Consider the following 13,754-nt stretch of genomic DNA (forward strand, 5'->3'; position numbering starts at 1 on the left):
TCCTCGGAGGAAAACCAGTCAAGGAATTCACTCCAGGTGCGCGGATAGTCTTGAGCGGAAATGGGCATAATAGCTGGGTATTCATCCAGTATATCTAAGTCCGCTGGAGCTAAGCGGATACCCCTTATAGATATACAGTTCATGACTCGACGAATTCCCGTCGATCAACTCCGGAGGACACCTGCATGCTCGACCACATGACTTTTCGCGTGACCGATATTTCGCGCACCAAAACTTTTTACAGCGCTGTCCTTGAACCGCTGGGCTACAGCGTGTGCTTCGAGGGCAACTTCGGCGCGAACATCTTGGGGTTTGCCTACCCGGACTCATCCGAGCCTGATGGGAAAAAGGCCGATGTCTGGTTCATCGATGGCCCCTCCCCATACGGCGGCCCCCCAGCAACTTCGGGCTGCCATCTTGCATGGCGGGCAAAAAATCGCGCTCAGGTGGATGCCTTTTACAAGGCTGCCATCGCCGCTGGGGCAAGAGACAATGGCGCTCCCGGTTTGCGACCGGACTACCACGCGAACTATTACGGCGCATTTGTCATTGACCCAGAGGGAAACAACGTTGAAGCCGTTAGCCATCTGCCCGAGTGAGCAAGATACGGCATATCGCTTCCAGGTTCGCCTGGAGTGGCAGGCTGCCGAATGGCGGTTAAGCCTTGCGTCAAGGACCGCAGGCAGATTCCGTTTTCCCGCACCGCGTAGACATGCCCACGTACATGAGCGACAGTTGGAAAAACCAAAACCTGCAGACAGTGCTGATAGCCCGTGTCCGACACGCGGCTTGTTTGCATGCCTACAGCCTGCGCGTGACCCGGCCTTAAGGTTTGTACTGCGTCCGTTCCAGGACATTTGCAAGGCGACAGACATGAACATCTCATCCACTCAGGGCGAAAAGAAGGCTGTTTTGCAGGACCAGCGGGCAGCGCAGCGTTTTGGCCTGGCCGTGCGCGTGACTGTCGAGGGGGGTGAGGGCGCAACTCATGACATCAGCGCCACGGGCCTGTATTTCGCGTCAGACACCAGCTATGTGCCGGGACAGGTTATTGAGATGGTGCTGGAGTTTCCGGGCGCCAAGCGCACCCGCCAACTGACTTGCGAGGCCGAGGTGGTACGGGTCACGCCCGTAGGCGAGGGTTTCAACGTTGCCGTGCGGCTGGTGACGCCGCTGTTTGCCGAGTCGTAGTCGCGGGCGACAAGCCGGGCCAGGCTGTCACGCGGGTTGCAAGAACTCCCGGCGGGCCGACATAAACTGGGTGCCACCCACCCCAGGAGACTCTTCCCCATGCTTACCCTTTGCGGCTCCCCGATTTCCAACTACTACAACAAGGTCAAGCTCGCGCTGCTTGAAAAAGGCGTGCACTTCACCGAAGAGGTCGCTGCCACCCACAGTACCGACGAAGCCATCCTCCGCGCCTCGCCACTGGGCAAGATTCCGTTTATCCGCACAGAGCGTGGCGGCCTGTGCGAGAGCCAAGCCATCCTGGACTACATCGAGGCGACCACGCCGCAGCCAGCGCTGATGCCGGCAGATGCTTTTGAGGCAGCCAAGGTGCGCGAACTCACGACCTTTATCGATTGGCACCTGGAGATTGTGGCGCGCCAGTTGTACGCGTCCACCTTTTTTGGCGCTGCGCCGCTCAGCGAGGGCAACCTGGCCCGCATCCGCAAGCAGTTGGAGACCAACATCGCCGCCTTCAAAAAACTGGCGAAGTTCTCTCCCTATGTGGCCGGTGACAGTTTGACCCAGGCCGACTGCGCGGCTTTTGCGAGCCTCCCGCTGGTCGGCATGGCCAGCAAGGCAGCCTTTGGTGAAGACCTGCTGCTGTCCGGCGGGGTGGACTACAAGGCCTACGTCAAGTTCATTGGCGAGCGTCCGTCAGCGCAGAAGGTGGTAGCCGACCGCAAGGCGGCCCAGACCAAAGCCTGAGCCCGTCGGCGGGGCTGTCTGGCGCCAAAAAGTCACAGGCTCCGATGCCAGCCGGGCGACCTGCAAGCCTCGCGGCGGCATTGCCGTCGCTTCCCACCCGGCAGGCGGCAGGGCGGCAGGGCAACACGGCACTGGAGCGCTATAAAAAAAATAGCGGCTTGTGCAGGCCGGTTATGGACTAAAGCCCGTTTTCACGCCCCATCTTCGGCGCCTCACCTGCCGTCCAGCGGCTTGGGCGCTGGTGGTCGCCGATGTATTGATGTGCATCAATGCGGGCGCTGGTGCGCCCCTATGCGCCCCTATGCGCCCCTATATTTGGCAGCATGACAACCCATCCTGTCGCGCACGACCCGGGTCATTCCAGCGAGCCGCTGACCGGTTTTTCCCGCCGCTACCTTGGCATTCTGTCCAAGCTTCAGGCCTTCGAGGAATTGCCCGCGCTCCAGGTGGCTGCGGCCCAGGCGCGAACCATTGCCAGGAACACGCTGTCCCTGTTTCGGCACGCGGTGTTAGAGCACCATGTAGACGAGGAGGGCGAGTTGTTTCCCGCCGTGCTGCGCAGTGCGCGCCGGGGCCCGGAGGCCGAGGAAGTCCAGCCATGGTGCAACGCCTGACCGCAGAGCACCGCCAGATCGAGGCGATGTGGAAAAAGCTGGAGTCTGTTGTCAAGGCCGTGGCCAAGTCCCAGTCGGTCGATCTCGATCTGGATGCCGTGGAGAACCTGGTTCACGCCTACTCGTCGCACGCCCGCTTCGAGGAGGAGTATTTCCTGCCCCTGGCCGAAACCATTCTTGGCCGCGATGGGAATCACATGCAGGCCCTGGGCCTGTCGCTTCACTTGCGGCGCGCCCCGCCGTCCGTCGGCTACATCTGAGTCCCGCGCGGTCTACGCCCCGAGTGCCCTGCAGCGCGGCGGTGCCGGGCGCTCCTGCCTGCGTCGCTGTACGATAGCCGACAGGGCTCGGAGCGATTGGCTCCGGGGAAATTTCCTCACATCGGTGAATTCCATGAAAAGTCATTCGGGCTCCGGCGGACTGGTTTATTCGACAGACGCCGGTCGCATGTGCCCGTCCTGCCGCCAGCCGCAGACGCGTTGTGCCTGTCGCCAGGTCAAAGCCGCGCCGGCGACCGATGGCATCGTGCGGGTCTCGCGCGAAACCAAGGGACGCGGCGGCAAGTGCGTGACCTTGGTCAAGGGCGTGCCGCTGGCCGAATCGGCGCTGGTACAACTGGGCAAGCACCTCAAGGCGGCCTGCGGCTCGGGCGGCACCGTCAAGGATGGTGTGATCGAGGTCCAGGGCGAGCACCTCGCCAAGCTGCTCGAACTGCTGAAGAAGCAGGGCTTTGCCGTCAAGCAGGTTGGCGGGTGAGGGCGGATGACGCCTGAAGATCAGCGACGACTGGTCACAGTCTGTTGCGTCTCAGGCGGCCCACCCCTTGTTTCGGCACGGGCTGCGGCATACCATGGGAGAACCACCGTGCGACGGGCGCCGGTGCTGAACTGTGGGAGCTGTTATGCCGCAACTCATTGCATCGGTCGAGGGCGTTGAGATCAAGCATGTTCACCTGCGCAAGGACCGCACCACGCTGGGCCGCAGGCCCTACAACGACATCGTGCTGAACAACCCGCTGGTCAGCGGCGAGCATTGCGTGTTCGAGCTGCACGGGCTGGCCGACGTGTATGTCGAGGACTTGGGTAGCACCAACGGAACCTACCTCAACGGCCACATGATCAAGTCGCGCGAGCAGTTGCAGGACAACGATGCCATCGCCATCGGCAACTTCAAGGTCCAGTACCTCGCCGCTTCGGGCGAATCAGGCTATCACCAAACTGCAGAGATGAAGCTGGACGTCCACAACCCGGCAGAGGACTTGTCTGCCCAGGCTTCGCTGCATGCGAGTTTCAAGGTTCTCTCCGGATCGTCGGCCGGGCTGGAGGTGCCGGTGGTCAAGGCGGTGAGCACCTTTGGCAATCCCGAAGTCAGCGTGGTTGCGGTGTCGCATCGGCGTTACGGTTATTACGTCGCCCACCTGACAGGCCCGATTGCCCCGTTACTGAATGGCACCGTCGTGAGTGGTGAGGCCGCCCCGCTGCGGCACAACGACGTGCTTGAGCTGGCCGGAACCAGCATGCAGTTTCTGCTGAGGGACGGCGAATCAGGCTGAGGCGCACTGGTTGTTGCGGCGCCGCATCTGTTGGCAAGCCATCCAGGCCTCATTTTTTGCCGCCGGGGCGTTTGTGACTTATGCTGCTCCAGGCGGATACATGCCTTGGAGGAGAACACGTGAACGCATTGACATGGCTGTTGGTTGCTGTGGGGCTGCTTGTTGGCACGGGGCTGGGTGCGCTGCTGCACAGGCTCTGGGTGCAGCGCCATGCTGATCGCAAGCTGCGCCTGCCCGCCCGCTGGTTGCTCAACGCCAGGGGCCTGGTGACCACTGAAGAAATGGACGTCTGGAAATGGTTGCGCATGGCGTTTCCAGACCACGCCGTGATGGTCAAGGTGCCGGTCATGCGTTTCACGGTTCCCAGCACCCGCGACAAGCCGGAGAACAAGGCCCCGCACTGGCACGATTTGCTGAATGGCGTTTACTGCAGCTTCACGGTCAGCACGCTCGATGGCAAGGTTGTCGGTTGTGTAGATGTGCCCGGCAAGCGCGGCCTAACCAGGGCCCAGCGCGACATGAAGGAAAGTCTGCTGATGGAGTGCGGTATTGGCTACACCACCGTGCGCAGCAACAGCCTGCCGTCGACCGGCGCCATGCGCACCGCCTTCCTCGGTGAGCCGGAGTTCGTCGAGCGGGAAGCCGAGGAAACCCGCGGCGGTGACAGCAGCTTCCATGCAGCGCTCAACGAGTTCACCAGTGAAAAAGTCCGTGCGGCCAAGGCTGTGGCGATCCAGGAACTCAAGGACAAGCAGGCAACGACTACAGAGGCGCGCGAAAAAAAGGCCGATGTGGGCTTCAATCCCGACGGCACAGGCTCCATGACCAAAGAAAAACCAGACCGTTTTGCAGTGCAGTGGGAAGACTCCTTCACGATGCCCAGCGAAAGCCGGCCGGCCAAGCTGTCCTGAGCTGCATAGCGGTTTTCGGCTGAAAGACCTGTCCTACAGGTGCACGGGTGGCAGACCCCGTTTGTCGGCGATGAATCCCCTCAGTTGAATGCTTGCCCGTGTTCCAGACTCAAGCATCTTCATAAGCCAAGGAGCTTGAGCATGTCCCCCTCTTTTCAGTCTGCATCCAGAACCACCATCACCCGCCTGCTGGCAGCCATGGGCTTATCGTTGTTGATGGCCGCCGGCGCCGCGGTTGCGCAGGTGCCGATCACCGCTACCGGAACCACCGGCATCGATGCGTCGGGCAATGCCCAAAAGGAACGGCAGGCCTGCATGACCGACCGCACGCAGCAGGACCAGGCCACCTGCCTGCGCGAGGTCAACAATGCAGCCGCTGAAAAACGCAGCGGCAAACTGGACAATTCCGGCGCCCAGTTTGACGCCAACGCGCGCCAGCGCTGCGAAGTGCTGACCGGCGAGGACCGCGTAGCCTGTGAGGCGCGTGTCATGGGTTATGGCAACACGCAGGGCAGCGTCGCCGGCGGCGGCGTGATCCGCGAGGTCGAAACCGTGGTGGTGCCACCGGGCGCGACTTCTGTGCGTATCGAGCCCACGACCAATGCGCCTGTGCTGATCGTCCCTGCCAAATGAGCCTGTGTTCCGTCCATCCCAGAAAGCGCCAGTGACCGATCGCCCACGCCATTTCTCAATGGTCCGGGATTTTCACCTGGCCGACTTTCTGACCTTGTGCAATGCGGCTTGCGGGGTAGCCGGCGTGTTTTTGGCCATGCTGTTCGCGGTGGAGGGCGATACGCGCTTCTTCTACCTGGCAGCGGCGATGGCGCCTGTCGCCTTCATTTTTGATGTGTTTGACGGGAAAGTGGCACGCTGGCGCAACCAGCACTCGGCCCTGGGCCGCGAGTTGGACTCACTGGCCGATATCATCTCTTTCGGGCTGGCGCCGGCAGCACTGGCTTTTGCGGCTGGCATGCGCGGTGGCTGGGACTGGGTTGCGCTGATTTATTTTGTCTGCTGTGGCGTGAGCCGCTTGGCACGCTACAACGTAACCGCCGAGACCCTGTCGGAGGGCGCGGCCAAGGTGCCGTATTTCGAAGGCACGCCGATACCCACCAGCGTTCTGTTGACGGCGGTGCTGGCCTTTGCGGCCTGGCAAGGGCGGCTGGGAGACCAGTTGTATGGCGGCGTGTGGCAGCTCGGCCCGTGGGGTCTGCATCCGCTATCGCTTTTGTTTGTTTTGTCTGGCACGCTGATGCTTAGCAAGACCTTGCGCATTCCCAAGCTGTAGGCTGCCGAACAACGCGAACGGTTTGCACGGGGCCTAAAATTCGACTCCAGCCCACGTCCTGCGGGCGCATCATGCTATAAAAACAGGAGCAATGACACCGTCGGACGCTGGGGGACCTGTCGGCGCACGCCGACAGGGTTAGCACATGTCGGCCTATGGGCCGCCCCAGTCTGGCAGCGCAAAATGAATGTACTTTTTCCATTCCATTCCATTTCACTCCATTGCCATCCCCCATGAGTACGCAAAAACCTCCTTCATCGTCCGGCCGTCCAGCGCTGGTGGCCGAGCCCGATGCACGGCCATGGGTCGTCGCGCTACTGGCATATGTATCGGCAGTGTCTGCCAGTGTGGGCGCAGTGGCTGCGGTGGTGGGTGCCGGTATTCCGCTGGATCTGCTGATGGCGGTGGCATGATCATGCCGTCACTGAACGCCACCCAGCACACACCACCCTACGGTGACGAGCCCGAGGGCGGGCCGGCTGAGCTTCCGGTCGAGCCTGACTTGGGGCCAGTGCCGCCGCTCCCGCATCCCGAAGACCCCGGTGTCGTCCAGCCAGTCATCTGACGGTCATGACCTTGCCCGACACACTCTCCGCAGCCCAGCAGGCACTGGCAGACTATGACGAGGCCAGAGCCGACTATATGAAATTCCTGAGCATGAGCCCGCCCGACGACCACGCCGTCAATGCCGCCATGGTGGCCATGGACCAAGCACACATCCGTTTCAAGCAGGCCATGGGCGATCACGACGCGCCCACACAACTGCGACCGCTTTAACCGACACCTTCTGCACCTGCCTGCGTGCCGCTTTGGTGAGCCCTCGTGTATCACCCGTCAGCTGCTGCACCGTTAGGTGGTAGGTGAACTCCCACACTCCGACGTTCAGTTTGCCTATGGCACCGGGGTGGTTGCACCATGACAATGAGTCAAGGCTTTTGTTGTGCTGGCTTCTTGGCTGGAGTTCAAGGTCCATCAGGAGCGTTCATGCAGCCACAAGTGATTACATTGGCAATGCGACCCACCGTTGCGCTGGCGGACCACGACTTCCTGCGCGCCACCTACGAGATGTTGCTTCGCGCATCAGTGCGCAACCTTGCGGCAATCAATGCGGCATTTGCTGCTCTTGATGCGGCGCACGCACGCCTGAAGGCCACACACATGAAACAGCACGTGACGTTGATGAACTGACCGAGTGCCCGTGTAGCAAGTGCGGGCCAATTATTTACAAAAAGACTGGACAACCCGTGGCACTGATTACCTACCTCGTCGAAGACAACCAGACGATCCTCGACAACCTGATCGAAACGCTGGAGGAAATTGCGTCGGTCAAGGTGGTCGGTCACGCGGCCACCGAAATGGACGCCACCCGCTGGCTGCTGATCAATGACGGACATTGGCAACTCGCTGTGGTCGACCTGTTCCTGCAGGAGGGAAGCGGGCTGGGCGTGCTGGCTGGCTGCCGCCAACGCGAGCCGTATCAGAAAGTGGTTGTGCTGACCAATTACGCCACCGACGATGTGCGCCGCCGTGCCATGGAGTTGGGAGCGGATGCGGTGTTTGACAAATCCAACCAGCTGGACGAGTTTTTTGACTACTGCGTCGCCGAAACCGCCAGGGAAGTGATGTCGACTCAGCACTGAGCACATGACTTTCGGTTGCCCGCTGGGCGCAGAGATGCACAGCCTTCAAGTACCTATTCACACTCGACTGCGGCCCACACCCTGCAGGCGCAAAATGCTATCAAATCAATAGCAAAGTAACCGATTCACACTGCTTGGGTATCGTGGTGCCGCAGCAGCGTGGCAAGGAGCGAACTGTCGGTTTGTGCTTCAAGCGCATGCGGTTCATGCGCTGGGAGCACCACAAGATCACCTTCCCCCAGGCGGCACTGCCTGCCGGGTGTGTTCACCAACACGCGACCTTCCAGACAAAGCAGCGTTATCTCGCCGGCTACCTGATGCTCGGGCACAGTCTGGCCGGCGACCAGCACCAGACGCATCAGTTGCATCTGGTCGGTCTTGAGCAGGCTGTGGGTCTTGGTCTCCGGGATCCGGGCTGCCAGGGGACGAATGCTGATCACGTCAAGCGGCTGGGCGTGAGTAAGGGCCATGTGAATCTCCGACAGGCGTAATGGGGGCACCTTAGCCTTGCAGGCGCAGTTTGTCCAGTCAGCCACACGCGGCAGGCGCCAAGGCGCGTGGATAATGGCCTGCACTACTCCGGGTTCACGTCAGCACACCCTCTATATGATCAAGCTCGCGCGCCATTTCCGAACCAGCCTGGCCGGCTGCGTGGCGGCCTTGTTGCTGGCAGTGCTGGTAGTCGCGCCGCAAGTCGCCCGTGCCCAGGTTGGGGCTTTGGACATCGGCAATGCGGGCAGTTATAGCTTGTCGCGCGCCTTCATGGTGCTGGAAGATCCGGGCGCAGCGCTGACACTCGACGAGGTGTTGAAGCCAGCCCTGCAAGCGCAGTTCCGGCCCGTGGTGCAAAGTGGTTCGGCGACCAACTTCGGCTTGACGCGTTCCGCCTTCTGGCTGCGCATCAGGCTGCAAGCGCAGCCGGACACACCCGCACCCTGGCTGCTCGAAGTCGCTTACCCGGCGCTCGACCAGGTGGAGCTGTACCAGCCTGCTGCCGGGGGCGGCTACACGCAGCAGCGCGGCGGTGATCTGGAGCCCTTTGCAAACCGGGCCGTTCCGCATCGCAACCACGTGATGCCGGTGACGCTGCAAGCCGGTCAGGCCCATGTGATTTACCTGCGTGTGCAGTCCCAGGGCACGCTGTCGGCGCCGGTGCGCCTGTGGCAGGCGTCGGCGCTCTGGGCGCACGACCAGGCTGAATACGCGCTGCTGAGCCTTTATTTCGGCCTGCTCATCGGTCTGCTGCTTTACAACCTGCTGCTTTATGGCTCGGTGCGGGACCGCGCCTATCTGATTTACGTTGGTTTTGTTGCCGGCATGGCGGTGGCGCAGGTAGCGCTGACCGGACTGGGGGCGCAGTTCCTGTGGCCGGACCAGGTCTGGTGGAACAGTGTCTCGCCGCCCGTCGGTATGGCGGTTGCCGCGGCCTTCGGCCTGTTGTTCGCTTGTAACTTCCTGGCAGCGCCCACCCGCATGCCGCGCATGAACCGCCTGATGCTGGTGCTGGTGGGTGGCTGGCTGATGGCTCTGCTGGCGGCGCTTACCTTGCCGTACACAGTCTCGTCCTGGATGGTGACGGTGCTGGCCGTTGTCAGTGTTGCCACCGTGGTGTTGGCCGGCGTGTTCAGCGTGCGCGACAAGCATCCCGGTGCGCGCTATTTTCTGATCGCCTGGGCGGTTCTGCTGCTGGGGGTCACAACGCTGGTCCTGCACAACACCGGCGTGTTACCGTCCAACCTGCTGACAGCCAATGCCTTGCTGATTGGGTCCGCGCTTGAAATGCTGCTGCTGTCCTTTGCTCTGGCAGACCGCATCAATGTGGTGCAGGCCGAGAAAGAGCAGGCCCAAGCCGCTACGCAGGCGGAGCACGCCATGGTTGAGGCGTTGAGCCAGTCGCAGGAGCGCTACCGCACCGTGCTGCAGGAACGTGAAACCATTCTGGCCAACTCCATTGTTGGCATCGCCTTTCTGACGGCTGAGGGACGTTTTCGCTGGGCCAACCAAGCGATGCGGGATATTCTGGGTGTCGGCGATCAGATACATACCTCGATGGAACCGTTTTATCTGTCGCGCGAGGAGTACCTGCGCGTGGGCGGCGAGGTGGCCGCCTGCATCCGCGAGGGGCGCGCGTACCAGACCGAGATCCAGATGCTTCAGTACGACGGTGCGCGCATCTGGATTTCCTTGTCGGGCAAGGCGGTGAGCCCGCGTGACCTGAGTCAGGGGACGGTCTGGGTGATGATGGACATCACGCGGCGCAAGGAGCTGGAGGCCGAACTGCTGCGCACGTCGTCCGAGCGCGAAGCGATTCTCAACAGCGCGCTGGTGGGTATCGTGCTGTCCGTGGCGCGCAAGCATGAGTGGGTAAACGAGAAGTTTGCCGAGATGGTCGGCTATCCACGCGATGCGTTGATCGGCCACTCATCCGAACGGCTCCATATCGACAGCGCTGCCTGGGCCTCTTTTGGGCAAGTCGCCGCGCAAGCTTTGCGCGCCTCGGGCACCCACGCCTGTGAGTTGCAGTTGCGGCGGCGCAACGGTGAGTTGTTCTGGGTGCAGATGGGCGGCAATTGCCTGCGCCCGGAGCACCCGGAGGCGGGGGTGATCTGGACGTTTCTGGATATCACCGAGCGCAAAAAATCCGAAGAGGACACACGCGAGGCACTGGCGCAACAACGAGAGCTCAATGAGCTGCGCAGCCGCTTTGTGGCTATGACCAGCCATGAGTTCCGTACGCCGCTGGCCACCATCCTGTCATCCGGCGAGATCCTCAAGCATTATGGTGATCGCCTGCCGGCACAGGAAAAATCCGACACGTTGGACAGCATTGCCGACAGCGTGCAGCGCATGATGCGCATGTTGGATCGGGTGTTGCTGATCGGAAAGGCCGAGGCGCAGATGCTGGAGTTCAAGCCGCGGCCACTTGATCTGCAGGCGCTGTGCCATCAACTGATCGTCGAGGCGCGGCTGCTGCAGCCCGGCAGCCAGTGCGAACTGCAGCTGGACTATGCGGCGGGGGTCGAACCGGGGCTGTATGACGAAAAACTGCTCAGACACATTTTCAGCAATCTGCTGTCCAACGCACTCAAATATTCACCGGGGGGCGGTCACGTCCTGTTCAGGGTGTCCGCGGACAAACAGGGCATGGTTTTCGAGGTGTCGGATCAGGGCATTGGCATACCCGCAGACGAACTTTCCCACCTCTTCGAATCCTTTCACCGTGCCAGCAACGTCGGCAGCATCCCGGGCACCGGCCTGGGTCTGGCCATCGTGAAAAATGCGGTGAATATGCACGGCGGGAGCGTGTCGGTCAGCAGCCAGGCTGGCGCGGGCACCTGCTTCACGGTGCGTTTGCCGGTCCCCGCAGACGCGCAGGCCGGCGCATGACGCTGCCTGCACCAGCTGGCCGTCGTCAGGTCCTTCGGTGGGCAGTGGCCGGCAGCGCCGCCCTGGTTTTGCCGGCGCGCGCGTGGGCCGCGCTGCGTGCCGACAGCAACCCCTTCGGGCTCGGCGTGGCCAGCGGTTCGCCAACGCCGTCGTCGGTGGTTCTATGGACACGGTTGCTGGTGCCTGCAGGGCAGGGGCCGATTGCCGTGCGCTGGGAAGTGGCGCACGATGAGAAGTTTTCGCGTGTGGTGCAGGCAGGCCAGTCCCTGGCGTTGCCGGGTCTGGCGCATTCGGTGCATGCCGAAGTGCAGGGGCTGGAAGCGGACCGCTGGTACTTTTACCGCTTCGTGGCTGGTGATGCCGTCAGCGCTGTGGGCCGCACGCGTACCTTTCCTGCGCCCGGCGCAGCGGTGGCGCGGCTGCGGCTGGCGTATGCCTCGTGCCAGCGCTGGGAGCACGGTTACTACAGCGCGTGGCGTCACATGCGGGATGAAAACCTGGATCTTGTGATGTTTCTCGGCGACTACATCTACGAATATCCGAATGCCGCGAACGCCGTGCGTGCGCCTACCGGCGGATGGGTAGTCACGCTGGACGATTACCGCCAGCGTTATGCGCTGCACCGCAGCGATGCGGACCTGCAGGCGATGCACGCTGCCTGTCCGTGGCTGGTTACCTGGGACGACCATGAGGTGCAAAACGACTACGCCGGTCTGACGCAGGGCAACAGCGGTCCGCCCGTGGAAAATTTTGCCGTCAGGCGCGCTGCAGGCTACCAGGCGTTTTATGAGCACATGCCGCTGCCCGTATCGGTGCTCACGCGTGCCATGGCCGGCCTGGCCGCAGGCGCTGACATGCGCCTTTACAGCCGACAGCCGTACGGCCGGCTGGCATCGCTGGGCATGCTGGATGCGCGGCAGTACAAAGATGCACAGGTCTGCACGCGCGACGGAAAGGCCGGTTCGAGCACGCTGGACCCTGCCACCTGCCCCGCGTGGGATGACCCGGCCCGCAGCATGCTGGGCCGCCAGCAGGAGGGCTGGCTCGATGCAGAACTGGCGCGCGCTGCCAGTCGCGAAAGCCACTGGAACGTGCTGGGCCAGCAGTCGCTGTTCGGTCGGCGCGACTTCAAGCGGGGTCCGGGGCAAGTGTTTTGGAATGACGGGTGGGACGGCTATGCACCGGCACGCACCCGGCTGACAGACGCGCTGCAAAAACACCAGGTGGCGAATCCTGTGCTGCTGGGGGGCGACGTGCATGAAAACTGGGTCGGCCATGTCAGAGCTGATTACGCGGATACTGCCAGCGCAGCGGTCGGAGTGGAATTTTGTGGCACCAGCATCACCTCGCGCTCTGCAGGCAATGCAAGGATCCCGGAGGTGCTGGCGGAAAACCCGCATTTCCTGTTCGCCGATTCGGAGCGCCGGGGTTACGGCGTGGCCGAGTTCACCCCGCAGCGGCTGACGACCACGCTGCGCGTGGTCAGTGATGTTACGCAGCAGGATAGCGGCATCGAAACCCTGGCGCAGTTTTCCGTGGAGGCTGGCCGACCGGTGATCGAGAGGCGCTGAACGGTATGCGCGGTTCCAGAGACTGAATTCACGCGCCGGACAGCACTTCTTCCTTGAGGTTGTCACTGAGAAAACCCCCGCTCTGGTGCGCCCACAGCCGCGCATACAGGCCGCCGCTGGCCAGCAGGCTGCGGTGGTCGCCTTCTTCCACAATGCGGCCTTGATCCAGAACGATCAGGCGGTCCATCGCGGCGATGGTTGACAGGCGGTGCGCGATCGCAATCACGGTCTTACCCTGCATCAGCGAGTCCAGGCTGCCCTGGATCGCGACCTCGACCTCTGAGTCGAGTGCGCTGGTGGCCTCGTCGAGCAGCAGGATGGGCGCATCCTTGAGCATCACACGCGCAATCGCAATGCGCTGGCGTTGCCCGCCCGAAAGCTTGACGCCGCGCTCGCCGACATGGGCGTCGTATCCGGAGCGACTATGCGGGTCGCTCAGGTGAGCGATAAAGCCGTCGGCTTCGGCGCGGCCAGCAGCCCGGCGCACGTCCTCGTCTGTCGCCCCCGGCCGGCTGTAAGCAATGTTGTCGCGCACCGAGCGGTGCAGCAGCGAGGTGTCCTGTGTGACCATGCCGATATGGCTGCGCAAGCTGTCCTGCGTCACCCTCGAGATGTCCTGACCATCGATCAGGATGCGTCCGCTGCTGAGGTCATGAAAACGCAGCAGCAGGTTCACCAGGGTGGATTTACCGGCGCCAGAGCGGCCGATCAGGCCGATCTTTTCACCCGGCCGCACGGTCAGCGTCAAACCGTCGATCACGCGTGCGCCGGCGGGGCTGTAGCTGAAGCCGACATCCTCGAAGCGGATTTCGCCGCGCGGCACGTCCAGTGTGCGCGCACCCGAGGCGTCGACGAT

General features: G+C 62.4%; 19 protein-coding genes. 17 read left to right on the forward strand and 2 right to left on the reverse strand.

Annotated elements, in window-relative coordinates:
• Positions 1–185 precede the first annotated feature (185 nt).
• From H0W47_RS10625 to H0W47_RS10695, 15 genes are all read left to right on the forward strand, one after another.
• Positions 186–599 carry a VOC family protein gene (locus H0W47_RS10625; protein WP_296924082.1) on the forward strand — a complete coding sequence of 138 codons (414 nt, stop codon included), beginning with the start codon at positions 186–188 and terminating at the stop codon, positions 597–599.
• 274 nt (positions 600–873) lie between these two features.
• Entirely contained in the window at positions 874–1,191 is a 318-nt protein-coding gene (locus tag H0W47_RS10630; protein WP_296924084.1) for a PilZ domain-containing protein, read from the forward strand.
• A 99-nt stretch (positions 1,192–1,290) separates the two neighbouring features.
• A complete protein-coding gene (locus H0W47_RS10635) occupies positions 1,291–1,935 on the forward strand; it encodes a glutathione S-transferase (protein WP_296924087.1) in 645 nt (214 codons plus the stop codon).
• 323 nt (positions 1,936–2,258) lie between these two features.
• Entirely contained in the window at positions 2,259–2,549 is a 291-nt protein-coding gene (locus H0W47_RS10640) for a hypothetical protein (protein WP_296924088.1), read from the forward strand.
• Positions 2,534–2,809 carry a hemerythrin domain-containing protein gene (locus H0W47_RS10645; protein ID WP_296924091.1) on the forward strand — a complete coding sequence of 92 codons (276 nt, stop codon included), beginning with the start codon at positions 2,534–2,536 and terminating at the stop codon, positions 2,807–2,809. The genes H0W47_RS10640 and H0W47_RS10645 overlap by 16 nt, the downstream gene beginning before the upstream one ends.
• Before the next feature lie 133 nt (positions 2,810–2,942).
• Positions 2,943–3,305: a translation initiation factor Sui1 gene (locus H0W47_RS10650; protein WP_296924092.1), complete on the forward strand. Its 363-nt coding sequence runs from the start codon at positions 2,943–2,945 to the stop codon at positions 3,303–3,305.
• A 145-nt stretch (positions 3,306–3,450) separates the two neighbouring features.
• Positions 3,451–4,101, forward strand: coding sequence for an FHA domain-containing protein (locus H0W47_RS10655; protein WP_296924093.1), 651 nt, complete (start codon positions 3,451–3,453; stop codon positions 4,099–4,101).
• A 119-nt stretch (positions 4,102–4,220) separates the two neighbouring features.
• Entirely contained in the window at positions 4,221–5,012 is a 792-nt protein-coding gene (locus tag H0W47_RS10660) for a DUF2726 domain-containing protein (RefSeq protein ID WP_296924094.1), read from the forward strand.
• A 141-nt stretch (positions 5,013–5,153) separates the two neighbouring features.
• Positions 5,154–5,645 (forward strand): hypothetical protein, encoded by a 492-nt coding sequence (locus H0W47_RS10665; RefSeq protein WP_296924095.1) that lies wholly within the window; start codon positions 5,154–5,156, stop codon positions 5,643–5,645.
• Between the two features lie 58 nt (positions 5,646–5,703).
• A complete protein-coding gene (locus H0W47_RS10670) occupies positions 5,704–6,300 on the forward strand; it encodes a CDP-alcohol phosphatidyltransferase family protein (RefSeq protein WP_296924150.1) in 597 nt (198 codons plus the stop codon).
• Between the two features lie 233 nt (positions 6,301–6,533).
• Positions 6,534–6,713, forward strand: a complete 180-nt coding sequence (locus H0W47_RS10675; RefSeq protein WP_296924096.1) for a hypothetical protein — start codon at positions 6,534–6,536, stop codon at positions 6,711–6,713.
• A 2-nt stretch (positions 6,714–6,715) separates the two neighbouring features.
• Complete coding sequence (locus H0W47_RS10680; RefSeq protein WP_296924097.1) at positions 6,716–6,865, forward strand: hypothetical protein; 150 nt, start codon at positions 6,716–6,718, stop codon at positions 6,863–6,865.
• 5 nt (positions 6,866–6,870) lie between these two features.
• Positions 6,871–7,077 (forward strand): hypothetical protein, encoded by a 207-nt coding sequence (locus tag H0W47_RS10685; protein WP_296924098.1) that lies wholly within the window; start codon positions 6,871–6,873, stop codon positions 7,075–7,077.
• Positions 7,078–7,284: 207 nt separating this feature from the next.
• The gene (locus H0W47_RS10690; RefSeq protein ID WP_296924099.1) at positions 7,285–7,488 is read left to right on the forward strand and encodes a hypothetical protein; all 204 of its coding nucleotides are present in this window, start codon (positions 7,285–7,287) and stop codon (positions 7,486–7,488) included.
• 56 nt (positions 7,489–7,544) lie between these two features.
• Complete coding sequence (locus tag H0W47_RS10695) at positions 7,545–7,940, forward strand: response regulator (RefSeq protein ID WP_296924100.1); 396 nt, start codon at positions 7,545–7,547, stop codon at positions 7,938–7,940.
• Positions 7,941–8,065: 125 nt separating this feature from the next.
• Here H0W47_RS10695 and H0W47_RS10700 read toward each other — a convergent pair whose 3' ends face one another.
• Positions 8,066–8,410 carry a cupin domain-containing protein gene (locus tag H0W47_RS10700; RefSeq protein ID WP_296924101.1) on the reverse strand — a complete coding sequence of 115 codons (345 nt, stop codon included), beginning with the start codon at positions 8,408–8,410 and terminating at the stop codon, positions 8,066–8,068.
• A gap of 136 nt (positions 8,411–8,546) precedes the next feature.
• On the opposite strand from H0W47_RS10700, the gene H0W47_RS10705 reads away from it, so the two are divergent.
• Complete coding sequence (locus H0W47_RS10705; protein ID WP_296924102.1) at positions 8,547–11,327, forward strand: 7TM diverse intracellular signaling domain-containing protein; 2,781 nt, start codon at positions 8,547–8,549, stop codon at positions 11,325–11,327.
• Complete coding sequence (locus H0W47_RS10710) at positions 11,324–12,898, forward strand: alkaline phosphatase D family protein (RefSeq protein WP_296924111.1); 1,575 nt, start codon at positions 11,324–11,326, stop codon at positions 12,896–12,898. The genes H0W47_RS10705 and H0W47_RS10710 overlap by 4 nt, the downstream gene beginning before the upstream one ends.
• Before the next feature lie 28 nt (positions 12,899–12,926).
• Here H0W47_RS10710 and H0W47_RS10715 read toward each other — a convergent pair.
• Positions 12,927–13,754 (reverse strand): ABC transporter ATP-binding protein (locus H0W47_RS10715; RefSeq protein ID WP_296924113.1); only part of this gene is annotated, 828 nt, incomplete at its 5' end.

The sequence above is a fragment of the Polaromonas sp. genome (genome assembly GCF_013817205.1).
Classification (GTDB): domain Bacteria; phylum Pseudomonadota; class Gammaproteobacteria; order Burkholderiales; family Burkholderiaceae_C; genus Polaromonas.